We start from the raw sequence: 24,269 nt of genomic DNA on the forward strand, positions 1-24,269 counted from the left end.
TTGCCCGGCAAGGCCTGAAGTCATTGATGGGTTAAACGGCGCCGCACACCCGAGCCGTCAGATCCTCGTCATAACCCATGCTGTTCATGAGCTGGGCCACCATGTTCTGCTTGCGGCTGGTATTGGTATTGGTGATCACCCAGAACGGGGTCTCCGGTACCGGCTTGGGCTTGGTGGTGCTGCCACTGGCACGCAGCGCTTCCGGGTCACGGGAGAAATAGACGCGCTTGCGCCCTTTTATCTCGGTCGCCTGGGTGAAGCCTTCCGGGTTGTCCCGATAGAGGGTGCTCAATACCAGCATGAAGCGGTTGATGGACTTCTCTTCTTTCTGCAACTCGCCGGAATCCAGCAACGCCTCCAGCCCCAGGGCATCGGCCACGGGTTGCGGTTGCATCGCAGGCGCGGCCGCCACGGTTGCCGTGCCGGCCTGGGCGGGTTGCTCCAGCAGGCGACGCAGGATATCGGACGCACTCTCGCCGATGTGCCGGGTCTGGCTCGCGATAAAGAAGTAGAGATCGTCATCAAGCTCGATGGTTTTCATAGGGATGCGCTGGACTCGTCGAAATTCGGATGCGGCGATTATACATAGGCAGACCCGGCAGCCCAAGCAAGGGGCGGACAGATGTGCATGAATCTCCTTGAGAATACGGCATAATGACGGGCCAAGTGTGTGATCCCCCGCACTGATAGCCGATCCCGGGGAGATATTTTTGAAAAAAAACCACAAAAAAATCCCCCACCATGAATGAAATCCTTTTCTTTCAGTGTGTTAAAAATTATGGCGATAGAGCCCACGACCGATAAGGTGTCATTTTGCAACAATACCCACGATTGAACTTCAAGGAACAGGGCGAAGGCCCGACTGTCGTGCTGATCCATGGCCTCTTTGGCAGCCTGGACAACCTCGGCCTGCTGGCGCGCCCCCTCAGCGAACAATACCGGGTCATCAGCGTCGATCTGCGCAATCACGGCGCCTCCTTTCACTCGGACGAGATGAGCTACCCGGCTCAGGCGGCGGACATCCTGACCCTGCTGGACCATCTTGGACTTGAACAGGTGGCCCTGGTGGGCCACTCCATGGGGGGCAAGGTCGCCATGCAGGTCGCCAAGCAGGCCCCACACAGGGTCAGCAAGCTGGTGGTGGCGGACATCGCCCCGGTGGCCTATCCCCACGCCCGCCACAAGAACGTGTTTGCCGGGCTCAATGCCACGCTGGCCACGCCCCCCCAGAGCCGCAGCGAGGCGGAAGCCATGCTGGCCGAGCACATCGAGATCGCCGGGGTGCGCCAATTCCTGCTCAAATCCTTCGCCAAAGGGGAGTCTGGATGGGGGTGGCGTTTCAACGTGCCGGCCCTTGAGCGCAACTACGCCAACATCATGGGCTGGCCCGACGATGAACGCCGCTTCGAAGGCGCGACACTCTTCATCAAGGGGGGCGACTCCGACTATATGCTGCCCGAATACACCGGGGCCGCGATGGCCCAGTTCCCGGCCGCCAGGGCCCGCGTCATCGCCGGCACCGGCCACTGGTTGCACGCGGAAAAGCCGGTTTTGTTCAACAAACTGGTTGTGGATTTCCTGTCGACAGGCGGTTAACAGTTTCAAATCCTTTGTGATATAGTGCGCCCGTCTTAAGGAGTGCGCGCAATCCATGCTGAGTGAACACATCGATCTCATCGAGAGTCTGGGCCTGAAACTGTTCTTCGTGGCCATCTTCCTGCTGATTGGTCTGGCCATTCAGGACGTGCTCAAACGGGGCAATGTGCCCCGCTTCGGCCGCTTCATCGTCTGGCTGGTGCTGTTTCTGGGTTGCGCGGGTTTTGTCGCCAAGGGGCTGATCGAAATGGGCTGGGAAGGCTCAGGGATCGGCTAACTACTTTTCATCTGTGATGTATGGCCAAACAGCAAACTGATCGAACAACACTGGATCTGTTCGCAACTGAGAAGCGCCCCGGCAGGCCAAAGACCAATCCACTCCCCCGCGAGACCCAGCTCAAGATCAACAAGCGCAACCAGCTCAAGCGCGATCGTGAGAACGGGCTGAAACGGGTCGAGTTAAAGGTGGAAGCCGAGTTGCTGGAGCGCCTGAACCAACTTGCGCTGCAACAGAACGTCAGCCGAGCCGAGCTGATCCAATCTATCCTGAAGCAACAGATCGAGTCTGCTCATGCAGCAGGCATCGCAATCTGAACCGTCAAGCATCAACACCAGATACGGGTAACGAAACACTATGGCTAGTGTAGGTCTGTTTTTCGGCAGCGATACCGGTAATACCGAAGCTGTCGCCAAGATGATCCAGAAAGAACTGGGCAAACAACTGATTGAAGTCCGTGACATTGCCAAGAGCAGCAAGGCCGACATCGACAGCTTCGATCTGCTGATGTTCGGCATCCCGACTTGGTACTACGGCGAAGCCCAGGCCGATTGGGACGACTTCTTCCCCGAACTCGAAGAGATCGACTTCAACAACAAGCTGGTGGCCATCTTCGGATGCGGCGATCAGGAAGACTATGCCGAGTACTTCCTCGACGCCATGGGCACCCTGCGTGACATCGTCGAAGCCAAGGGCGCCATCATCATCGGCCACTGGCCGACCGCGAGCTACGAGTTCGAAGCCTCCAAGGCGCTGGTGGATGACAAGCACTTCGTGGGCCTGGGCATCGACGAAGATCGCCAGCCGGAGCTGACCGCCGAGCGCGTCAAGGGTTGGTGCAAACAGCTGCACGAAGAGATGTGCCTGGGCGAGCTGGAGTGATCTGATCTCCCTCCCTCTTCATGCAACAAGGGCCCCGACGGGGCCCTTGTTGCATCTGCAGCAGGCATTCAGCCACCCCTGTGCTGGGGCTTGGATCTGACATAGAGGGTGCGCTTCACCTGGGCCACCAGCTCGCCCTGACCATCCTGCACCTGCACCTCGAACTCGGGAAAGTGCTTCTCTCCCCCCTCAGTCGCCGCCACGATCGATGCCAGCTTGGCGTCGCTCAGGGTGAACTCCGCCACCAGTTTGCCCTTGCCCGGCTTGATGAAATTGATGCTGCCCGCCTTGTCCCACACGTAGTAGCGGTTCTTGAAATATCCCATCAGCATCAACGGGTAGATGGGATCCGTCATGGCGAACATGCTGCCACCGAACTGGGTCCGGTTGGCATTCTTGTTCCACCAGCGGGACTTGAGAGTGACCCGGCAGAAGCGGAAATCGGGGCTCAGGGTTTCTATCTTGATGCCTGCACCCCAGAAGGGGGGCCAGGCGTTGAGGGCGCAGCGCACCCAGGCGGCATTGCCGAAAAGCCAATCCATGGATCTCATCCGACCAGACTATAAAGAAGTCACATAGTATCAACATTCTCTGGTCGAGCAAGCGGGCCTGAATATTCCCATAACGGGCTTGATGAGCTAAAGCCCTTGAATTGCTGGGTTTATTTTTAACTTGGCTACGACCTATAATGACAGGCCAAGCGAGTTCGTGGTTGCCATTACAGCGGCAGTCAATCAGAATAACCACACCTTCGAGAATGCGAATAAATAGAAATGGCAGACAACAACCAAGCGTTAAAAAAGGCCGGGCTCAAGATCACTTTGCCCCGTGTCAAGATCCTGGAAATCCTGCAACAGCCGGACTGCCAGCACACCAGTGCGGAAGATCTGTACAAACGGCTGATCGATCAGGGCGAGGAGATTGGTCTCGCTACCGTTTATCGCGTTCTCAACCAGTTTGATGATGCCGGTATCGTCACCCGTCACCATTTCGAAGGGGGCAAGTCGGTGTTCGAGCTGGCCACCCAGGAGCACCACGACCACCTGGTCTGCCTCGACTGCGGCAAGGTGATCGAGTTTTCCGACGAGGTGATCGAACAGCGCCAGCGCGACATCGCCAAGGCGCACAACATCCGCCTGACCAACCACAGCCTCTACCTGTATGGCCACTGCGCCAACGGTGACTGCAAGCACGACGATTGATTCGGCCGGGTCGGCGCAATAAAAAAGCCAGCATCATGCTGGCTTTTTTGTGTCCGCAATCCGGAACAGAAGCGGCAGGGTTTCCCCTGCCCTCTTCTATCAGACCTCGGCCTTGCCCCAGACGTCACGCAGGGCCACGGTGCGGTTGAACACCAGGCGCTCGGCGCTGGAGAGCTTGTTGTCGGCGCAGAAGTAACCTTCACGCTCGAACTGGTAGGCAAACTCCGGCTTGGCATCCTTCAGGGAAGCCTCCACCCGGGCCCCTTCGATGATCACCAGGGATTCCGGATTCAGGGCCGCTTCGAAGTCATCCTCGGCGCCCGGGTTCGGCACCTTGAACAGACGGTCGTAGAGACGCACTTCGGCCGGCAGGGAGTGAGTGGCGCTGACCCAGTGGATCACCCCTTTCACCTTGCGGCCGTCCGCCGGATCCTTGCCCAGGGTCTCGGGGTCGTAAGAGCAGTAGATGCAGGTGATCTTGCCGTCCGCATCCTTCTCGACCCGTTCGGCCTTGATGACGTAGGCGTTGCGCAGGCGCACTTCCTTGCCCAGCACCAGACGCTTGAACTGCTTGTTGGCTTCCTCTTTGAAGTCCGCCTCGTCGATGAAGATTTCGCGGGAGAAATGCAGCTCACGGGTCCCCATCTCCGGCTTGTTCGGGTGCGCAGGGGCTGTCAGCACCTCGTCCGCCGCCAGGTTCTCGATCACCACCTTCACCGGGTGCAGCACGGCCATGGCGCGCGGGGCGTTCTCGTTGAGATCGTCGCGGATGCAGGCTTCCAGCATGCTCATCTCGACGATGTTGTCCTGCTTGGTCACACCGATGCGCTTGCAGAACTCGCGGATGGAGGCCGGGGTGTAACCACGGCGGCGCAGACCGGAGACGGTCAGCATGCGCGGATCATCCCAGCCGTTCACGTGCCCCTCGGTCACCAGCAGGTTCAGCTTGCGCTTGGACATGACGGTGTATTCGAGGTTCAGACGGGAGAACTCGTACTGACGGGGGTGACAGTCGATGCTGATGTTGTCCAGCACCCAGTCATACAGGCGACGGTTGTCCTGGAACTCCAGGGTACACAGGGAGTGGGTGATCCCCTCCAGGGCATCCGAGATGCAGTGGGTGAAGTCATACATCGGGTAGATGCACCACTCGTCACCGGTCTGGTGGTGGTGGGCAAACTTGATGCGATAGATGACGGGATCGCGCATCACCATGAAGGGGGATGCCATGTCGATCTTGGCGCGCAGGCAGGCGCTCCCTTCGGCCATCTCACCGTTCTTCATCTTGGCGAACAGGGCAAGGTTCTCTTCCACGCTGCGATCGCGGAACGGGCTGTTCTTGCCAGGGGCGGTCAGGGTGCCGCGGTATTCGCGCATCTGCTCCGGGGAGAGCTCGTCCACATAGGCCAGTCCCTTCTCGATGAGCTCGATGGCGTAGCCGTGCAGCTTGTGGAAATAGTCGGAGGAGTAGCAGATCTCGCCGCTCCACTGGAAGCCCAGCCACTGGACGTCCTGCTTGATGGACTCCACGAACTCGATGTCTTCCTTCGCCGGGTTGGTGTCATCGAAACGCAGGTTGCACTGACCCTGATAGTCGCGGGCGATGCCGAAGTTCAGGCAGATGGATTTGGCGTGGCCGATATGGAGATAACCGTTCGGCTCCGGCGGGAAACGGGTATGCACGCTGCTGTGCTTACCGCTGGCCAGATCTTCATCAATGATCTGACGAATAAAGTTAGTTGGGCTGTTCGCCTGACTCATGGCTCACCTCAAAAATGCGTCACTGGCGGACGTTGTGCCGGCTGGCACCCTCATACCCCCGCCGTCAAGCCGGGTATGATCCCTCATTACGCGCCCTGCCTCAACCTGAATTTGGCCAATTCGGGTCATTGGCGCACCAAAAACGGCGAAACGGGAGAAATTGCAGAGATCCTGGTCAAAAAAAGCCCCGCACGGGGCGGGGTCTCAAGTGATGAAAAACAGACAAAACACACACAACAAAGGTTCACACGCAGAGTCAACCTTTCCCAAACCCGATGGTCATCGACCTTGGGAAAGGCGGGTCTTGCGACCCACCTTGCGTTATGGATTGAGAGCTATCAGTTCAGCTCGGTGACGCGGCTGGTGCGCTTACCATCGAAGCTGGTGGTACGCAGCCAGACCTTGCCATCCACAGTCGGCTTGGCGGCAGCATCGTAGGCGCTCCAGCTCTTGCCGTCCAGGCTGTACTGGATGGGCAGACCCGGCAGATCCACGTTCGCTTCCAGCACACCGTTCACCACCTTGGCACCCGGTACGGAGAGGCGATATTCCACCCCGGCCTGGTCCAGTTTCGGCAGCACGCGCTGACCCAGCACGTTGGCAAACTGGTTCCACTCCTTGTTCAGGGTGGCCTTGTTGACATGCTTGGTGGTGCCGGAGAACTCGCGACCCTTCACGTAATCGAGCTCGAAGCCGCCCTTGTGCCAGGCGCGCTCGGCCACGGAGAAGATGCGCGGATAGACCATGTATTCGTACTGGGCATCGGTGCGCACGGTTTCACTCCACTGCTGACCGGAGATCCCCTTGAACTTGACCGGATCCTGGTCACCCTTGGCCACGAAGGCGTTGCCGTCGCGGTCAACCGAGGTCTCGGCGTTCTGCGGCAGGTTTTCCGGGGAGAAGGCGAACACCTTGCGGGTGTCGTTGAAGCGGGTTGCCCAGTAGTAGCCGCGCTCGGCCGGGTGTACCTCGTTCGGGAAGTCGAAGTAGAGGTAATCCGGGTTGGAGAGCACCACGTCATAGCCCTTGTGCGCCCACTTCATCGCCTCGTTGAAACCACCCCAGTAGAGGGTTTCCCAGAAGTTGACCCGGGTCTTGTCGGTGGCGAATACGCTGGCATCCGTGGCGTACTTCAGGCCATCTTCCCACGCCTGCAGGGTGGAGAAGCCGTGGCCCTTGACCATCTCGCTCACTTCCTTGGCAAAGTAGACCGGCAGCTCGGCCACGTCCTTGATCTTGCCATCGTCGATCATCTTCTGGCACATGGGGGACTTGCCGAACGGCTTGTCCTGCTTGCTGGAGTCGACGTTGCCCTTCCAGGCCACCAGATCTTCTTTCTTGGTGACGGCTGGATCCTGGTAACCACCGCCCTGCATGATGTTCTTCGCCTCGTCACCACCGTAGTGCCAGGCGGTCAGCGGCTGGCCGGCGGCCTGGTGCATCTGGGCCACTTCGTCCATCACCTTGGCAACGAAGGTGGCGGCACCCGGCTGGCAGGGGTTGATGAAGGACATCTTGTCGTAGAACTGCACCGAGGTGACGTTGGAGGTATCGGCCGGGTCAGTCAGACGGAACTGGTTGGCCTCGGCTTCTTTGCCCTCGCTCATCAGACGCTTGTAGCGCGCCTCCATGGAGACCACGGCGGCACGGGCGTGGGCCGGCATGTTGATCTCGGGGATCACGGTCACACCGCGGGCCTTGGCATAGCGTACCAGGTCGATGTAGTCCGCCTTGCTGTAGAAACCGGAGCCCTGGTTGTCGCTGGTGGGGCCGGAGCCGAGCTGCGGCATCAGGCACTTGGTTTCGGACTCGTCATGGCAACGCTGGCTGCCGACGTCGGTCAGCTCCGGCAGGCCCGGGATCTCCAGACGCCAGCCTTCATCGTTGGTCAGCCCCAGGTGCAGCACGTTGAGCTTCATGGCGGACATCTGGTCAACCAGCTTCTTCATGGTCTCGGGGCTTCGGAAGTGACGGGCCACGTCGGTCTGCATGCCGCGGTATTCAAAGCGCGGCGCATCCTCGACGCTCATCTGGCTCACCAGCTTGTCGTCAACACCCAGCAGAGAGATCAGGGACTGGGCGCCCCAGAAGGCGCCGTCAACGTCGTGCCCCTGAATGACGGTGCCCTTCTTGCCGATGGTCATGTCGTAGCCTTCGGCCTGCTTGAGCTTGCTGCCGAGCTTGATGGTGACCGGGTAGCCGGTGTCGGAGAGGGTAACACCCAGCTTGGTCAGTTGCGCCTTCAGGGCCTCGGCGCGATCGCTCGGCAGGTCAAGGGCATTGAGCTTGATGGTGGAGAAGTCGACTTGCGGGCCGGCCTTGACCACCTGCTTCATCGGGCTTGGCAGGATGCGGTCGTCAATCTTGCCGGCAGGCAGCAGGGTACTGGTCTGGTTGGCGGCGAAACGGGTCTCGCTGTTCATCAGGATGTTGTTGTCATCCTTGGTGCGCTTCCAGCCATCGGCCGGCATCGGCTTCTCGTAGGTGCTGGCATCGTCGATGTTGCTCATGCTGGCCAGCACTTTCGGCTCGGCCCCTTCACTGGCGACATACCAGTTCGGCATGATGTCAGATTCGAACAATACCCAGTATTCCACCACCAGGGGCACCTCGACCGTGGCGTCCTTGGCAAAGCCCTGGAACTTCTCGGTCGGCGTCAAACGATAGAGGTCGCCGGTCAGGTGGGTGATGGTGAACTGGTCGTTGTCCACCCGCTGGATGCGGCGGATGGAGGAGACATAGATGCTCCAGTCCTTGGAGGTGACGTCGGCACCGGTGTTGGTCAGGTGCAGCTTGGCAACGCCGCAGCTTGCCCACTCGGAGCCCAGGGCCTGGCAGTCAAGACCGGCGCCGGCACCGTCATTGGTGACGACTTCGTACTTGACGACGAGGTTGCTGGCGAGGGCGTCGACCACCGCTTGCCTGGCAGCATCGGCTGCAAGTGCGGGACCGGCGAAAACGGTAGACATGGCAATGGCTAACAGAGAATGTTTCAAGTTCATAACTGCTGCTCTCATTTGAAGTAAAGGTTGGATTTTCTTGGCTTTTTTTATATGGGGCCCCGAGGCGGGGCCCTTAGTTATGTCAACAATGGACTTAGACTTGAGGTGAGCGAGTCGCTCGATTAACGCAGGGCTTTCATCTCACCGGCGATGATCTCGGCCAATGGGCCCAGAATCACCTGCAGGTTCTGCTCACCGAGCTTGACCACACCGGCCGCGCCCAGGGCTTTGAGCTTGCGCTCATCGACGATGCTGCGATCTTTCAGGGTCAGACGCAGACGGGTGATGCAGGCATCGATGGTCACCAGGTTGTCCTGACCACCCAGCACTTCCAGATACTGCTTGGCCAGCTCGGTGCGGTCGGTGGTTTGAGCCTGTACCGGTACGGCTTCGTCATCTTCACGACCCGGGGTTTTCAGGTTGAACTTGGCGATCACGGCGCGGAAGACCACGTAGTAGAGGCCGAAGAAGACCAGACCCTGTACCAGCAGCATGTACCACTGGGTCGCCAGCGGGTTGCGGCTGGAGAGCACCATATCCACCAGACCGGCGCTGAAGCCGAAACCGGCGATCCAGTGCATGGAGGCTGCGATGAACACGGAGATACCGGTCAGCAGGGCATGGATGACGTACAGTACCGGCGCCACGAACATGAAGGAGAACTCGAGCGGCTCGGTCACCCCGGTGAAGAAGGCGGCAAAGGCGGCAGCGATCATGATGGACGCAACCTTCTCTTTGTTCTCTTTCTTCGCGCTGTGGTAGATGGCCAGTGCGGCACCCGGCAGACCGAACATCATGATGGGGAAGAAGCCGGCCTGGTACATGCCGGTCACGCCCACGACAGCCTTGCCGGCGTCGATGGAGGACTGGCCACCCAGGAAGTTCGGGATGTCGTTGATGCCGGCCACGTCGAACCAGAACACGGAGTTCAGGGCGTGGTGCAGACCGACCGGGATCAGCAGACGGTTGAAGAAGGCGTAGATGCCGGCACCGGTGGAGCCCATGCTGACGATGGATTCACCGAAGCTCACCAGGCCACCGTAGATGACCGGCCAGACGGCCATCAGGATGAAGGAGACGACGATCATCACCACGGAGGTCACGATCGGCACCAGACGACGACCGGAGAAGAAAGCCAGCGCCTTGTGCAGCTCCACGCTGCTGAAGCGGTTGTAGAGCTCGGCGGCGATGACACCACACAGGATGCCGACGAACTGGTTGCTGATCTTGGCAAAGGCTGCCGGCACCTGGTCGGCCGGGATACCCTTGATCTGGGCCACGGCGCCCGGGCTCAGCAGGGTGGTGACCACCAGGAAGCCGACCAGACCGGCCAGCGCGGCGGAACCGTCTTTATCCTTGGACATGCCGTAAGCGACGCCGACGGCGAACAGAATGGGCATACTGTCGATGATGGCGGCGCCCGCCTTGATCAGAAACGCAGCCAGAGGGCTTCCGCCACCCCAACCGTTCGGGTCAATCCAGTAGCCAATCCCCATCAGGATCGCGGCGGCAGGCAATACCGCTACCGGCACCATCAGGGCACGGCCGATCTTTTGCATATAACCGAGAATGTTCACGGTTCCTCTCCTTAGTTGGTGTTTTTCTAGAAATTAAGTGCTTATCACGTTCGACGCATAAGCCATCAAGGCTTGATTGGCAGTCTATGTGTTTTATTTCGCTGCGCAAATTAATAAACCAGCTTTCGTGATCATTATCACTCAACAGAGATAAAGGTAGCCGATAGATGTGGCTTAGTTCGCAATCTTTATTTACGCTATAAAACAACTTGAATCCGTGTCTGGTCCCTTGCCGTCACTCCCTGTGCGGCAACCGTACTGAGGTATATAGAATGCGCCTGATCCCGTTGAAGTCTGCCAGCCAGGTGGGTCTCTGGTCTGCCCGTTACATCGTTGACCGCATCAATGCGTTCAAACCCACTGCCGAGCGCCCCTTCGTGCTGGGTCTGCCCACTGGCGGCACCCCGCTCAACACCTACAAGCGCCTGATTGAGCTGCATAAAGCCGGCGAGGTGAGCTTCCAGAACGTGGTCACCTTCAACATGGACGAGTACGTGGGGCTGCCCAAGGAACACCCGGAGAGCTACCACAGCTTCATGCACAACAACTTCTTCAATCACGTGGACATTCGCCCGGAAAACATCAACATCCTCAATGGCAACGCCGAGGATCTGGTGGCCGAGTGCCAGCGTTACGAAGACAAGATCAAGTCCTACGGCAAGATCCACCTGTTCATGGGCGGCGTCGGCAATGACGGCCACATCGCCTTCAACGAACCGGCCTCTTCCCTAGCTTCCCGTACCCGGGTCAAGACCCTGACCGAAGACACCCGCATCGCCAACTCCCGCTTCTTTGGCGGCGACATGGAGCAGGTGCCCAAGCTGGCCCTGACCGTGGGTGTCGGCACCCTGATGGACGCCGAAGAGATCCTGATCCTGGTGGTCGGTCACGCCAAGGCCCAGGCCCTGCAGGCCACCGTGGAGGGCAGCGTCAACCACATGTGGACCATCTCCACCCTGCAACTGCATCCGAAAGGGATTGTGGTGTGCGACGAACCTTCCACCATGGAGTTGAAGGTCAAGACGGTGCGCTACTTCCAGCAACTGGAAGCCGACAACATCAAGCACCTCTGAGGAGCTCCCATGTACGCTCTGACTAATTGCACTCTCTACACCGGCAGCTGCGTGCTGACCGGTTATGGCGTGGTCATCGATGGCGACAAGATTGTCGCCATCTCCCGCCAGGCAGAACTGCCCGCCGGCATCGAGCAGATTGACCTCCAGGGCGCCAACCTCAGCGCCGGCTTCATCGACGTCCAGCTCAACGGCTGCGGTGGCGTCATGTTCAACGGTCACATCACCACGGACACCCTGGCCACCATGCAGGCGGCCAACCTGAAATCCGGGACTACCAGCTTCCTGCCGACCCTGATCACCAGCCCGGATGCGGACATGAAGCAGGCCGTCGCCGTCACCCGCGACTACATGGCCGCCCACCCCAACGAGGTGCTTGGCGTCCATCTGGAAGGGCCCTACACCAACCTCAAGCGCAAGGGGATCCACCCGGCCGAACAGATCCGCCAGCCCGCCGACGAGATGATCGACTTCTTCTGCGACAACGCGGACGCCATCGCCAAGATCACCCTGGCGCCAGAGCGCAACAAGCCCGAGCACATCCGCCGTCTGGTGGAGGCCGGCATCCTGGTCTCCGCCGGCCACACCGCCGCCAACTACGATCAGGCCATGGCGGGCTTTGACAACGGCATGCGCTTTGCCACCCACCTCTACAACGCCATGACCCCGACCCTGAATGGTCGCGAGCCCGGCGTGGTCGGTGCCATCTACGATCGCAAGGATGTCTATGCGGGCATCATCGTCGACGGCCACCACGTACACTGGGCCAACGTGCGCCTGGCGCACAGGATGCTGGGGGAGCGGCTGGTGCTGGTCACCGATGCCACCGCGGCGGCGGGCGCACCGGAAGGCTTTGAGAAATTTGATTTTTGCGGCGCAACCGTCTATTTCCGCGATGGTCAGTGCGTCGATGAGAATGGTACACTCGGCGGCTCCGCCCTCACCATGATCGAAGGGGTGGAAAATCTGGTCAAACAGGTCGGATTGCCGCTCGACGAAGCACTGAGAATGGCCACCCTTTACCCCGCTCGCGCCATTGGATGGGACTCGCGTCTCGGTAGTATCCAGGTAGGAAAAATTGCCAACCTCACCGTCTTTGATCAGGCCTTCGCGGTCTGCGGGACCGTGGTTAACGGACACTACACAACACAGTGACACTATGACTGGCGGACAAATAGCAAACGTAGATCTTATCAAGCAGGTAAACAGTGCGGTCGTCTATCGCCTCATTGACCTGCAGGGGCCCATCTCGCGGGTCAAAATTGCCGAGTTGAGTCAGCTGGCCCCGGCCAGCGTGACCAAGATAACCCGGCAACTGATCGAGCACGGCCTCATCAGGGAAACCTCGCCGCAAGCCTCCACTGGCGGGCGCCGCGCCATCTCCCTGACCACCATCAAGCATCGCTTCCAGTTTGTGTCCGCCAAGCTGGGTCGCGGCTACCTGCAGCTCTCCCTGTATGACCTCGACGGCAAGGAGCTCGATCAGCACATCACCCAGGTGACCGAGATCGAGCAGCAACCCGTGGTGGACATGCTGCTGCGGGAGATTGGCGCCTTCATCGACGCCAATCAGGATCGCAGCCGCAACCTCATCAGCATCGCGCTGACCATGCCGGGTCTGGTCAACCCCGAATCCGGCATGGTCATCTACACCCCCACCTACCAGATCCGCAACCTGGGGCTCGCCAAGCTCCTGGAGCACCACTTCAACCTCCCCTGCTACGTGGGCAACGACACCCGTTCGCTGGCGCTGGCCGAACACTTCTTCGGCGAGTCCCGCGACTGCATGGACTCCATCCTGGTGAGTGTCCACCAGGGGACGGGCTCGGGCATCATCACCAAGGGCAAGGTGTTTCTCGGCCAGAACCGCAACGTCGGTGAAATAGGCCACATCCAGGTCGAACCCCTTGGCAAGCGCTGCCACTGCGGCAACTTCGGCTGCCTCGAGACCATCGCCTCCAACGAGGCCATCGTCGACAAGGTGAAGGAGCTAATCAGCCGCGGTCACCTGAGTTCGCTGCAGGAGAAGCACATCACCATCCAGGAGGTGTGCAAGGCGGCGGTGGCCGGTGACGAGCTGGCCCGCAGCGTGATCGAGAACGTGGGGGAGCACCTGGGGCGCGCCATCGCCATCACGGTCAATCTGTTCAACCCCCAGAAGGTGCTCATCGCCGGTGAAATCACCGCCGCCGAAGAGATCCTGATCCCGGCCATCCGCCGCTGCGTCGAGCACCAGTCTCTGCCAAGTTTCCATCGCGGCCTGCCCATCGTGAAGGCGCGCTTCCAGAACCAGCCCACCATCGGCGGCTTCGCCCTGGTCAAGCGCTCCCTGCTGGAAGGGGATCTGCTGCAGATCATCATGGAGCAGAAGTAAGGCCTACCCCTTCGGATACGAAAACGGCAGCCGGTGGCTGCCGTTTTTTTATGGTCTGTTTTCTCAGGTTTACCCCGCCCGGCACGGTTTGAACAGATCCAGCTTGCCGTCATAGACCTGGGTCTGCACGTCCATGATGCCAAGCATGGAGTGGAACAGGTTGTCGTGGGAGAAGCGCTTGCTGGCTGCCTCCTGTTGCAGGCAATCCAGATTGAGCTGACGGTCTGCCTGCAACTGGGGAGAGAACCAGGTCAGGAGCGGCACCCGGGTCTGATCGTCCGGTGCGAACTTGTAGGGGGTGCCGTGCAGATAGAGCCCCATGGCACCGAGGGATTCGCCGTGATCCGACAGATAGACCAGCCCCACGTTGTACTGGCTCTCCAGGCTCTTGAGCTTGTCGATGAGCTGGGCCAGCACCTTGTCGGTGTAGCGGATGGTGTTGTCATAGGTGTTCACCAGCTCTTCGTTGCTGCAGTTCTCGATGTCGCTGCGCGGGCAGTCCGGCAGGAAGACGCGATCGGCGGCCGGGTAGCGGCGATAGTAGGTCGGACCGTGGCTGCCCATCAGGTGGAAGGCCACCAGCTTGCTGCCCTGCTTGCCCTGCATGTCGGCGATCTGCTGATCCAGCCCCTGCAACAGCACCTCGTCATGACAGGCATTGCCGGAGCAATATGCGGGGAATGCCTTGGGCTCAATCTCGATGGTGGGGACGTTTTTGCACACCCCCTTGCAGCCGCCGTCGTTCTCCTTCCAAAGCACCGAGATCCCGGCATGTTGCAGCACGTCCAGCAAGCCATCCTGGGACTGGGCCCTGGCCTCGTCATAGCCGCGCCGGGTCATGTTCGAGAACATGCAGGGCACGGAGAGCGCCGTGGCGGTGCCGCAGGAGCGCACGTTCCTGAACGAGACGACATTGGCCTCCTTCTCGGTGAAGCCGTTGGTCTCCTTCTTGTAGCCGTTGAGGGAGTAGTTCTGGCTGCGGGCCGTCTCCCCCACCACCAGGAACATCAGGGTCGGCTTCTCATGCTGGCCGATCACCCTGGCATCGGTGCCGATCTGCTGGTAGGGAATGGGAGTCGCGAAGACCACATCCCGGGCGTACTTGTAGAGCCCGTGCACATAGTTGGCGGGCACTATCTCCTTGCCGAGGGACTTGTTGTTGCGCCCGACCGAGGCGTAATCCTGGTAATAAAGGGCGGCAGCCCCCATCAGAAACAGCAAGGAGAGGGCGATGGAACCGAGGCGCAGACCCAGTCCCTTGTACCAGGGACGGGGGTACTCAATCTTCACCCACAGCAGAACCAGCACCGGCAGCAGGCCGGTCAGCAGGAACCAGAGCACCACGGAGCCGTTGAGGTAGGAGCCCGCCTCCCCGCTGTTGGTCTCGATGATGTTCTGCATCATGCCCATGTCGAAGATCACCCCGTACTTGAGCATGGCGTAGCTGACCAGGGAGCCGGTCAGGATGAGCAAGGCGAAAAAGGGCTTGAGCAGATAACGGAAGGTAAAGGGCAGGAACACCGCGTTGAGGGCCGCCACCAGTACCAGGGGAATGGAGAGGACAAACCCCGCCTTGACGTGTTCAAGGGCGCTGAGAATGCGATAAAAGTGCAGGAAAATGGGCCAGTTGAAGACCAGTGCAAACAGCAGCACCAGCAACAGATTGACCTTCATCACTCCCAGAGTGAGACGCATAGAGAGACTCCGACAAACCAGTGGAACTAACAACCTGCCAGCAGGCTTCGTGGTGACCATCCCGGCGCTCGGCCCTGAAAAACAGGACAAGAGCCAGGGAGGTCCAGATACGGGGTCATCCTAGGACGGCAAACTTAAGCGAACATTAAGAGAGGAAATCGAACCACAAGGGGAGGTGCGCGGTCTGGCACATAAAAAAACGGCAGCCCGGGCTGCCGTTTTTGCGAAGGTAAACAAGGTGTCGCACCTGTGTGTTCGCGAACCTGAACAGGGTCGCGGCAATCTCGTCGGAGCCGGGGAAGAGGACCGTTGTGGTCGCCCTCCCCTTGCCCTGGGGGATCACAGGGTCGCGGCGATCTCGTCGGAGCCAGGGAAGAGGACCGTTGTGGTCGCCCTCCCCTTTGCCCTGGGGGATCACAGGGTCGCGGCGATCTCGTCGGAGCCGGGGGAGAGGACCGTTGTGGTCGCCCTCCCCTTGCCCTGGGGGATCACAGCGCTCCCGAGAGGCAATTACAGGGTCGCGGCGATCTCGTCGGAGATGGAGCCGTTGTGGTACACCTCCTGCACATCGTCCAGATCTTCCAGCATGTCGATGAGGCGCATCAGCTTGGGCGCGGTCTCGGCATCCAGTTCCGCCTCGGTGGAGGGGATCATGGTCACTTCGGCGCTCTCGGGCTTGAAGCCGGCCGCTTCCAGACCGTCCAGCACGGTGCCGAAGTCGTTCGGGGTGGTGTAGACCTCGATGGTGCCATCTTCTTCGGTCACCACGTCGTCGGCACCGGCGTCCAGGGCGGCGTCCATCAGGGCGTCTTCATCGGAGCCCACGAAGGTCAGCACCCCCTTCTTGGTGAACAGATAGGCCACGGAGCCGTCGGTCCCCAGGTTGCCGCCGCACTTGCTGAAGGCGTGACGCACTTCGGCCACGGTACGGTTGCGGTTGTCGGTCAGGCACTCCACCATGACGGCGGAACCGGCCGGGCCGTACCCTTCGTACACGATGGTCTCGAGCTGCTCGCCGTCACCGCCGCCGGCCCCACGGGCTATGGCGCGGTTGATGGTGTCGCGGGTCATGTTGCTGGTCAGGGCTGCCGCCACCGCTGCACGCAGGCGGGGGTTGTTGGCAGGATCGGCATCACCCAGACGCGCGGAGGTGGTGATTTCGCGGATCAGCTTGGTGAAGATCTTGCCGCGCTTGGCGTCTTGCGCCGCCTTGCGGTGTTTGATGTTGGCCCATTTACTGTGACCTGCCATAGGGACTCTCCGTTATAGTTGGAAATTTCAGTAACACTGGTTGCGCCCAGGGGGAAACGGGAAAGGCCGCATCGCTGCGGCCTTTGTTGCCGATAACGGCTTATTCGTCACCCTTGACGGTGGTCGCAATCGCCAGCTCGCCCAGTTGGGCCGGGTTGGCAAAGCTCGGGGCGTCTGTCATCAGACAGGCGGCCGCCGTGGTTTTCGGGAAGGCGATGACATCCCGGATGTTGTCGGTGCCGGTCAGCAGCATGCTGAGGCGGTCCAGACCGAAGGCCAGGCCAGCGTGGGGCGGGGTGCCGTATTTCAGGGCATCCAGCAGGAAGCCGAACTTCAGGCGCTGCTCGTCCGGGGTGATCCCCAGGATGTCGAACACGGTGGACTGCATCTCACTGTTGTGGATACGCACAGAGCCGCCACCCACTTCGTAGCCGTTGATCACCATGTCGTAGGCGTTGGCGTAAGCGCCCACCGGGTTCGCTTTCAGCTCGGCCGGGCCCAGGTTGCTCGGGGCGGTGAAGGGGTGGTGCATGGCCGCCAGGCCGCCTTCGCCATCTTCTTCGAACATGGGGAAGTCGATGACCCACAGGGGCTTCCAGACGTTCTCCACCAGGCCCAGATCGCGGCCCACCTTCAGGCGCAGGGCGCCCATGGCATCGCACACCACTTTCTTGGAGTCGGCGCCGAAGAAGATGATGTCGCCGTCCATCGCGCCGGTGCGGGCCAGGATCTCGCGCACGATGGCGTCAGAGAGGAACTTGGCCACCGGGGACTGCACCCCTTCGAGGCCGCTCCCGGCTTCGTTGACCTTCATCCAGGCCAGGCCCTTGGCACCGTAGATGCCGACGAACTTGGTGTACTCGTCGATCTGCTTGCGAGACAGTTCCGCGCCGCCCGGTACCTTCAGGGCCGCCACACGGCCTTTCGGATCCTTGGCGGGGCCGGCGAACACGGCGAACTCCACCTCGGTCAAGAGATCTGCCACGTCCACCAGCTCCATGGGCAGGCGCAGGTCCGGCTTGTCGGAGCCGAAGCGGCGCATGGCTTCGTCGAAGGTCATGATGGGGAAGTCACCCAGGTCCACGTTCAGGATGTGCAGCCAGAGCTTGCGGATCATCTCTTCCATGATTTCACGCACCTGGGGCGCGGTCATGAAGGAGGTCTCCACGTCGATCTGGGTGAATTCCGGCTGGCGGTCGGCACGCAGGTCTTCGTCGCGGAAGCACTTGACGATCTGGTAGTAGCGGTCGAAGCCGGACATCATCAGCAACTGCTTGAACAGCTGGGGGGACTGCGGCAGGGCGTAGAACTTGCCCTTGTGCACGCGGCTCGGCACCAGATAGTCACGGGCCCCTTCCGGGGTCGCCTTGGTCAGCATCGGGGTCTCGATGTCGAGGAAGCCGTGCTCGTCCATGAAGCGGCGCACGAAGGCACTGGCCTTGGCACGGGTCTTCAGGTACTTGGCCATCTCGGGGCGACGCAGATCCAGGTAGCGGTACTTGAGGCTCACCTCTTCGCTGTTGACCTGGTTGAAGTCAAGGGGCAGCGGCTCGGCACGGTTGATGATGGTCAGCTCGTGGGCGAACACCTCGATGGCACCGGTGGCCATGTCGCTGTTGCGCTGGGAGTCGGGGCGGGTACGCACCACGCCGGTCACCTGGATGCAGAACTCGCCGCGCAGCTCGGAGGCCAGGGCAAAGGCGTCCGGCTTGTCCGGATCGAAGAACACCTGCACGATGCCCTCGCGGTCGCGCATGTCGATAAAGATGAGGCCGCCGAGATCACGACGACGATGGACCCAACCGCACAATGTAATGGTCTGCCCGGCATGGGCCTCATTGACCTGTCCGCAATAGATAGAGCGCATGGACTTCTTCCTTCGAAATGGTAGAGAGACGGTTCATCCTGGGTCGCCGGGCACGACTGGCAAGCACCGTCTGTCTCACAGCTGGCCAGATCCTGCTTCTTGCCCGGTTTGAAATCTGTCTCGGGTCATCCGGCTCCCCGAGCCGGATTCTTGCCGCCGTCCCAGGCATGCCCCCGCTCCCGACCGGGATGACGAGTGGGCGCCGGGGTATCGGCTGGCGTCGTTGTCTGGCCACTGCCGGGCCGCGATCATCGTCACCCGGGGGCTCGGTCGCGCGCATTACGACAATGTGGCAAACAAAAGGGTTGGCATTATAGAGGAAAACCTCCATTTGGGTAAAATGGCCCGCAGCCCCCTTTACCCTGTTTTTTGTTGTTCTGGCGCAAAAAGGAGGGCAAAAGTGCGCCAACCTGCCGACAGGAACCATCATGAGCCTCTATTTGGGCCTGCCCCAGTGGTCACACCCGGCCTGGCCCGGCCAGTTGCTGGGGATGAATGCCAGGCCCGCCGAGCACCTCGCCGACTATGCCCGGGTGTTCAACTCCGTGGAGGGCAACACCACCTTCTACGCCTCGCCGACCCCGGAGACGGTGCAGCGCTGGGCCGATGCGGTCCCCGACCACTTTCGCTTCAGCTTCAAGTTTCCCAAGGAGATCAGCCACCAGAGCGATCTGGTGAGCGCAGACAAACAGGTGACGGCCTTCATCCGCCTGCTGGCCCCCCTGCATGACAAGCTGGGGCTGCTCAAGCTGCAACTGCCCGCCCGCTTCGGGCCAGAGGGGCTGGCCCGTCTGGATGCCTTCTTCGCGCGGCTGCCCCAGGATTTCACCTATGCCCTCGAGGTGCGCCACCCCGATTTCTTCGCCAAGGGGGAGGCGGAACGGGCCCTCAACCGGATGCTGATGGCGCGGGGCATCAATCGCATCATGCTCGACAGCCGCCCGCTCTTCTCGGTGCCCGCCACCACGGCCGCCATGATCGATGCCCAGGGCAAGAAACCCAGGTTGCCGGTCCATCTGCTGGCCACGGGGGGTGCCCCGGTGGTGCGCCTGATTGGTTTGCCTCAAATCGAGGACAATCACCCATTTTTGCCACCATGGTTGCCACATTGGAAACAATGGCTCCAGGAAGGCAAGGATCTCTACCTCTTTGTTCACACCGCCGACAATGCCCGGGCCCCCGAACTCGCACGGCAGATCAGCCGCCTGCTCGGCCAGGAGATGGCCCCCTGGCCGGGAGAAAACGATCGCGCCCGCCAGGGGGTGCTGCCCTTTTGAGCGGCCCCCTCCCCGCCCCTTCTCCGTCCCCAAAAAAAGCCGCTTTTTTTGTGGTCCCACCGGGGTTGGCGTCAAGACAAACGCCCGCCTTTCCTCTACACTAGCGCCCCAAGTAAGGTCCCGGGCCTGGGTGCATGGCAATGCGTTGCCCACCCCAGCCCGGCACCCTGAGGGCCCGGACCATGGCCCGTTGCGAACAGGGGCAGCCCGAAGGATCCCGGAGCAAGCCACCCCGTTCGTCAACCGGTGACGACGCCATTTCGATGCCCGTCCACCCAAGATTCAATTGAATAAAACAGCCGCCCACCACACCGGCTGTCAGGTTGCGTCAGCATGCACGATCAGATTTTTGCCGCCCCCATCGCCCGTCTGGGAGACTTCTGCTTTGACGAGCAGGTCGTCGATGTCTTCCCCGACATGATCCAGCGCTCGGTGCCCGGTTACAGCAACATCATCTCCGCCATCGGCATGATGGCCGCCCGCTACGCCCAGCCCCAGAGCCGCCTCTACGATCTCGGCTGCTCCCTCGGCGCCGCGACCCAGGCCATGCGCCGCCACGTCACCCAGCCCGGTTGCCAGATCACGGCGGTGGATCTCTCCCACCCCATGATCGAGCGGGCCCGCGCTCACCTCTCGGGCTTCAAGTCCGAGGTGCCGGTGGAACTCATCGAGGCGGACATCTGCGACATCCCCATCGAGAACGCCTCCGTGGTGGTGCTCAACTTCACCCTGCAGTTCGTCGCCCCCGAGAAGCGGGCCGCCCTCATCGCGCGCATCTTTGACGGCCTGCGCCCCGGCGGCATCCTCATCCTGAGCGAGAAGTTCCGCTTCGATGACGAGCAGGTCAACGAGCTGCTCATCGACTTGCACCTCGACTTCAAGCGGGCCAACGGCTACAGCGAGCTGGAAATCAGCCAGAAGCGCACCGCCCTTGAGAACGTGATGCGCACCGACACCCTGGCGGTCCATCAGGCGCGCCTGCGGGACGCCGGCTTCACCCACCTGGACCTCTGGTTCCAGTGCTTCAACTTCGGCTCCATGATTGCCATCAAAGCCAGCGACACCAACTAAGCCATGATCGATTTCGCCTATTTTTATCAACTGATCGCCAAGAACCGGTTGAGCCACTGGCTGCACACCCTGCCCGCCCAGCTGCACGCCTGGCAGCACGACAACCTGCACGGGGATCTGCCGCGCTGGAACCGCGCCCTCGCCAAGCTGCCCGTCGTGGCCCCCGGCCGGATCGAGCTCAAAGAGCGGGTCGCCATCGGCGGCCCCGATAGCCTGGGAGAGGGTGAGCGCAAGAAGACCGAGAGCCTGCTGCGCCAGCTCATGCCCTGGCGCAAGGGCCCCTTCCATGTGCACGGCATCCACATCGACACCGAGTGGCGCTCCGACTGGAAGTGGGATCGGGTGCTGCCCCACATCAGCCCGCTCCAGGGCCGCTACGTGCTGGACGTGGGCTGCGGCAGCGGCTACCACCTCTGGCGCATGGTGGGGGAAGGGGCGAAACTGGCGGTCGGCATCGACCCGAGCCCGCTGTTCCTCTGCCAGTTCGAAGCCATTCGCCACTTCATGGACAACGACCAGCGCGCCCACCTGCTGCCGCTCGGTATCCAGGAGCTGCCGGCGCTGCGCGCCTTTGACACCGTCTTCTCCATGGGGGTGCTCTATCATCGCAAGTCCCCCATCGAGCACATCGAGCAGTTGCGCAACCAGCTCAAAGACGATGGGGAGCTGGTGCTCGAGACCCTGGTGGTGGACGGCGACGAAAACCAGGTGCTGATGCCCTCCGATCGCTACGGCAAGATGCGCAACGTCTGGTTCCTCCCCTCGAGCGCGGCCCTCACACGCTGGGTCGAGCGCTGCGGGTTCACCGATGTGCGCATCGTCGACGAGAATATGACCAGCACCGACGAACAGCGTCGTACCGACTGGATGATTAACGAGTCCCTGAGTGACTATCTGGATCCACACAATCCTGCACTCACGGTCGAAGGATACCCGGCACCCAAACGTGCCGTACTGATCGCCAGAAAGGCCAAAGACTAGCCGATGGCGGCTGTGGAAGTTACACTGACCCAATTCCAGGAAGCACAGTTAAATGAATGACATGAAAAGCAAATTAAAAGGAATGACCCTGCTCTCCCTGCTCAGTCTCGGCGGGTGTGTCAGTATGGAAAAAGCCCCCCCGGCCCCGACCCTGACGCTGGCCGAGCTGCGCAACGAGATCTCGTTGAGCGAGCAACGTCTGCAAACATCCATGGAACAGCAACAGAAGCAGTATGTGCAGCAACAGCACCTGCTGGTTCAGCTCAACACCGATGTCACCAACATGAAAGAGTCCGTGAAGAAAGTCGACAGCAAGCTGGCTACCCTGCCTCCCGAGCCGCCCAAGGCCATGCCCATTCCCACCGAGAAGTGCCCGGCGCCGAGCCAGGGCCACACCGTCGATGGCAAGCTGCTGGTGGGTGAAGCGGAGTGGATCTGGGTTGACGCCGCCAACGACGCCTTCCAGGCCCGGGTCGACACCGGCGCCACCACCTCCTCCATCAGCGCCCAGGAGATCACCATCTTCGAGCGCAACGGCAAGAACTGGGTGCGCTTCTTCCTGAGCCACCAGGAGATGGACGACAAGATCCAGATTGAAGCGCCCCTGGTGCGTCACGTGCGGGTCCGTCAGGCTTCCGCCGACGATCTCGACCGTCGCCCCGTGGTCCGCCTCGCCGTGCGCATCGGCGACATGACCGAGAAGGCCGAATTTACCCTGAAGGACCGCAGCGACATGACCTTCCCCGTGCTGCTGGGCCGTGAATTCCTCAAAGACATCGCCGTGGTCGACGTGGCCCGCGAATATATCCAACCCAAACCCAAGCTCAAGGATGTGAAATAATCCATGGTTTCCCGTAAGCCGTTCTATCTGCTGGTCGCCCTGCTCTACATCGTCGGCCTGGGGATGACCTTCTATCATCACATCGCGCTGGACGTCCCGCTCACGCCGGGTGAAAAGCGCCAGATCTGGTCCATCGAAGCCAAGCTCGAATTCGAGGCCACCGGCGAGCCGGTGATCGCCTCCCTGGCCATTCCGGGCACCCAGCCCGGCTTCACCCTGATGAACGAGAACGCCGCGAGCCCGGGCTATGGCCTGTCGTTCGTGGAAAAAGACGGGGATGCCCGCGCCGAGTGGTCCATCCGCGCCGCCTCCGGCCGTCAGGAGCTCTACTACCGGGTCGACATGATGGCCGATGCCCATGCCAAGCCCGCCGCCAACCCGCAGCCGCCCGCCATCGAGAAGCAGATCGAGAGCGAGCCCTACGCCACGGCCATGAAGCAGATCCTGGAGCGCGCCCAGGAGCGCTCCGCCGACGGCTACACCCTGACCCGCGAGATCATCAAGGAGATCGAGAAGCAGGAACAGAACGCCGAGCTGCTCAAGTCCCACAAGAGCCGCGCCAATCTGATTGCCGAGCTGCTCAACAACGCGGACGTCCCGGCCCGGGTGGTTCACGCCCTCAGCCTGGAAGATGGCCGTCGCCGTCAGGAGCTGGTGGATTACCTGCAGGTCTTCAACAGCCCGACCGACTACAAGCTGTTCAACCCGCAAAGCGGTGAACAGGGTCAACCGGCCAACCTGCTGCTGTGGGAGTACAACTCCGGCGCCCTCCTGGACGTCACCGGCGGTCACAACTCCCGCGTCACCTTCTCGATGATCGAGCAGGAGCAACCGGTCAACGTGGCCCTGGCCCAGAAGTTCGAAAAATCCGAGATGATGAACTTCTCGATCCACAGCCTGCCCCTGGAAGAGCAAGCCCTGTTCAAGGGTCTGCTGCTCATCCCCATCGGCGTGCTGATGGTGGTGTTCCTGCGGGTCATCGTGGGGATCAAGACCTCCGGCACCTTCATGCCGGTGCTGATCGCGGTCGCCTTCATCCAGACCTCGCTGGTCACCGGCCTCATCGGCTTCCTGCTGATCGTCGGCACCGGCCTGGTGATCCGCTCCTACCTCTCGAGGCTCAACCTGCTGCTGGTCGCCCGAATATCGGCGATCATCATCATGGTGATCTCGATGATCGGCATCTTCTCTGCGTTCGCCTTCAAGCTGGGGCTGACCGACGGCATGAAGATCACCTTCTTCCCGATGATCATCCTCTCCTGGACCATCGAGCGCATGTCCATCCTGTGGGAAGAAGAGGGTCCCAAAGAGGTGTTCCGCCAGGGCGGCGGCTCCCTGCTGGTGGCGGTCATCGCCTACCTGGCCATGGACAACGAGCTCATTCGTCACCTCACCTTCAACTTCCTCGGCCTGCAGCTGGTGCTGATGGCGACCGTGCTGTTGATGGGTAACTACACCGGCTACAAGCTGAGCGAACTCAAGCGCTTCAAGCCGCTGGTGGACGAGATGAAGTCTGGTGCCACCCCGGGTAAGGACAAGTAA

The 24,269-nt window shown here is 61.0% G+C and carries 21 protein-coding genes; 13 read left to right on the forward strand and 8 right to left on the reverse strand.

The annotated features are described in order from the left end of the window. Positions 1–31: 31 nt before the first annotated feature. Positions 32–541: a replication initiation negative regulator SeqA gene (gene seqA, locus BGO64_RS15460; RefSeq protein WP_042017344.1), complete on the reverse strand. Its 510-nt coding sequence runs from the start codon at positions 539–541 to the stop codon at positions 32–34. A 290-nt stretch (positions 542–831) separates the two neighbouring features. Between seqA and BGO64_RS15465 the strand changes: the two genes are divergently transcribed. Genes BGO64_RS15465 through fldA form a run of 4 tightly spaced genes read left to right on the forward strand, consistent with a single transcriptional unit; the run spans position 832 to position 2,755 of the window. Beyond that, positions 832–1,596: an alpha/beta fold hydrolase gene (locus BGO64_RS15465; RefSeq protein WP_286701033.1), complete on the forward strand. Its 765-nt coding sequence runs from the start codon at positions 832–834 to the stop codon at positions 1,594–1,596. Between the two features lie 55 nt (positions 1,597–1,651). Next, positions 1,652–1,873: a DUF2788 domain-containing protein gene (locus BGO64_RS15470; RefSeq protein ID WP_010674106.1), complete on the forward strand. Its 222-nt coding sequence runs from the start codon at positions 1,652–1,654 to the stop codon at positions 1,871–1,873. Between the two features lie 20 nt (positions 1,874–1,893). Then, positions 1,894–2,190, forward strand: a complete 297-nt coding sequence (gene ybfE, locus BGO64_RS15475; protein ID WP_005325670.1) for a LexA regulated protein — start codon at positions 1,894–1,896, stop codon at positions 2,188–2,190. 40 nt (positions 2,191–2,230) lie between these two features. Next, complete coding sequence (gene fldA, locus BGO64_RS15480; protein WP_010674104.1) at positions 2,231–2,755, forward strand: flavodoxin FldA; 525 nt, start codon at positions 2,231–2,233, stop codon at positions 2,753–2,755. 68 nt (positions 2,756–2,823) lie between these two features. Here fldA and BGO64_RS15485 read toward each other — a convergent pair whose 3' ends face one another. Beyond that, positions 2,824–3,297, reverse strand: coding sequence for a DUF4442 domain-containing protein (locus BGO64_RS15485; protein ID WP_010674103.1), 474 nt, complete (start codon positions 3,295–3,297; stop codon positions 2,824–2,826). A 231-nt stretch (positions 3,298–3,528) separates the two neighbouring features. Here BGO64_RS15485 and fur point away from each other — a divergent pair, with 231 nt between their 5' ends. Further along, on the forward strand, positions 3,529–3,957 hold the full coding sequence (gene fur, locus BGO64_RS15490) for a ferric iron uptake transcriptional regulator (protein WP_010674102.1): 429 nt from the start codon (positions 3,529–3,531) through the stop codon (positions 3,955–3,957). Between the two features lie 99 nt (positions 3,958–4,056). On the opposite strand, the gene glnS is transcribed toward fur, so the two are convergent. The 3 genes from glnS to nagE form a co-directional block, all read right to left on the reverse strand. Next, positions 4,057–5,718: a glutamine--tRNA ligase gene (glnS, locus tag BGO64_RS15495; protein WP_134996726.1), complete on the reverse strand. Its 1,662-nt coding sequence runs from the start codon at positions 5,716–5,718 to the stop codon at positions 4,057–4,059. A gap of 338 nt (positions 5,719–6,056) precedes the next feature. Continuing rightward, positions 6,057–8,720, reverse strand: coding sequence for a beta-N-acetylhexosaminidase (locus BGO64_RS15500; protein WP_286700978.1), 2,664 nt, complete (start codon positions 8,718–8,720; stop codon positions 6,057–6,059). 122 nt (positions 8,721–8,842) lie between these two features. Then, positions 8,843–10,297 carry an N-acetylglucosamine-specific PTS transporter subunit IIBC gene (nagE, locus tag BGO64_RS15505; protein WP_286700979.1) on the reverse strand — a complete coding sequence of 485 codons (1,455 nt, stop codon included), beginning with the start codon at positions 10,295–10,297 and terminating at the stop codon, positions 8,843–8,845. A gap of 272 nt (positions 10,298–10,569) precedes the next feature. On the opposite strand from nagE, the gene nagB reads away from it, so the two are divergent. From nagB to nagC, 3 genes are read left to right on the forward strand one after another with little or no spacing between them, the layout of a single operon-like run. Beyond that, positions 10,570–11,370 (forward strand): glucosamine-6-phosphate deaminase, encoded by an 801-nt coding sequence (gene nagB, locus BGO64_RS15510; protein WP_010674098.1) that lies wholly within the window; start codon positions 10,570–10,572, stop codon positions 11,368–11,370. Between the two features lie 9 nt (positions 11,371–11,379). After that, a complete protein-coding gene (nagA, locus tag BGO64_RS15515) occupies positions 11,380–12,525 on the forward strand; it encodes an N-acetylglucosamine-6-phosphate deacetylase (protein ID WP_039039842.1) in 1,146 nt (381 codons plus the stop codon). Positions 12,526–12,529: 4 nt separating this feature from the next. Beyond that, positions 12,530–13,744 carry a DNA-binding transcriptional regulator NagC gene (gene nagC / locus BGO64_RS15520; protein WP_010674096.1) on the forward strand — a complete coding sequence of 405 codons (1,215 nt, stop codon included), beginning with the start codon at positions 12,530–12,532 and terminating at the stop codon, positions 13,742–13,744. A gap of 69 nt (positions 13,745–13,813) precedes the next feature. On the opposite strand, the gene BGO64_RS15525 is transcribed toward nagC, so the two are convergent. The 3 genes from BGO64_RS15525 to aspS all read right to left on the reverse strand — a co-directional run bounded on the left by BGO64_RS15525 (position 13,814) and on the right by aspS (position 18,557). Further along, on the reverse strand, positions 13,814–15,439 hold the full coding sequence (locus BGO64_RS15525; protein ID WP_041212708.1) for a phosphoethanolamine transferase: 1,626 nt from the start codon (positions 15,437–15,439) through the stop codon (positions 13,814–13,816). A 510-nt stretch (positions 15,440–15,949) separates the two neighbouring features. After that, entirely contained in the window at positions 15,950–16,690 is a 741-nt protein-coding gene (locus BGO64_RS15530; protein ID WP_286700980.1) for a YebC/PmpR family DNA-binding transcriptional regulator, read from the reverse strand. 100 nt (positions 16,691–16,790) lie between these two features. After that, on the reverse strand, positions 16,791–18,557 hold the full coding sequence (gene aspS / locus BGO64_RS15535) for an aspartate--tRNA ligase (protein ID WP_045525291.1): 1,767 nt from the start codon (positions 18,555–18,557) through the stop codon (positions 16,791–16,793). Positions 18,558–18,985: 428 nt separating this feature from the next. On the opposite strand from aspS, the gene BGO64_RS15540 reads away from it, so the two are divergent. From BGO64_RS15540 to BGO64_RS15560, 5 genes are all read left to right on the forward strand, one after another. After that, positions 18,986–19,834, forward strand: a complete 849-nt coding sequence (locus BGO64_RS15540; RefSeq protein ID WP_010674092.1) for a DUF72 domain-containing protein — start codon at positions 18,986–18,988, stop codon at positions 19,832–19,834. A gap of 333 nt (positions 19,835–20,167) precedes the next feature. Continuing rightward, positions 20,168–20,905, forward strand: a complete 738-nt coding sequence (gene cmoA / locus BGO64_RS15545) for a carboxy-S-adenosyl-L-methionine synthase CmoA (protein WP_042017352.1) — start codon at positions 20,168–20,170, stop codon at positions 20,903–20,905. A gap of 3 nt (positions 20,906–20,908) precedes the next feature. Continuing rightward, positions 20,909–21,886 carry a tRNA 5-methoxyuridine(34)/uridine 5-oxyacetic acid(34) synthase CmoB gene (gene cmoB, locus BGO64_RS15550; RefSeq protein WP_286700981.1) on the forward strand — a complete coding sequence of 326 codons (978 nt, stop codon included), beginning with the start codon at positions 20,909–20,911 and terminating at the stop codon, positions 21,884–21,886. Between the two features lie 52 nt (positions 21,887–21,938). Further along, a complete protein-coding gene (locus BGO64_RS15555) occupies positions 21,939–22,727 on the forward strand; it encodes an ATP-dependent zinc protease family protein (protein WP_039039848.1) in 789 nt (262 codons plus the stop codon). Positions 22,728–22,730: 3 nt separating this feature from the next. Further along, on the forward strand, positions 22,731–24,269 hold the full coding sequence (locus BGO64_RS15560) for an inactive transglutaminase family protein (RefSeq protein WP_041215543.1): 1,539 nt from the start codon (positions 22,731–22,733) through the stop codon (positions 24,267–24,269).

It is taken from the genome of Aeromonas sp. 62-46, from assembly GCF_001898585.1.
Lineage (GTDB): Bacteria > Pseudomonadota > Gammaproteobacteria > Enterobacterales > Aeromonadaceae > Aeromonas > Aeromonas caviae.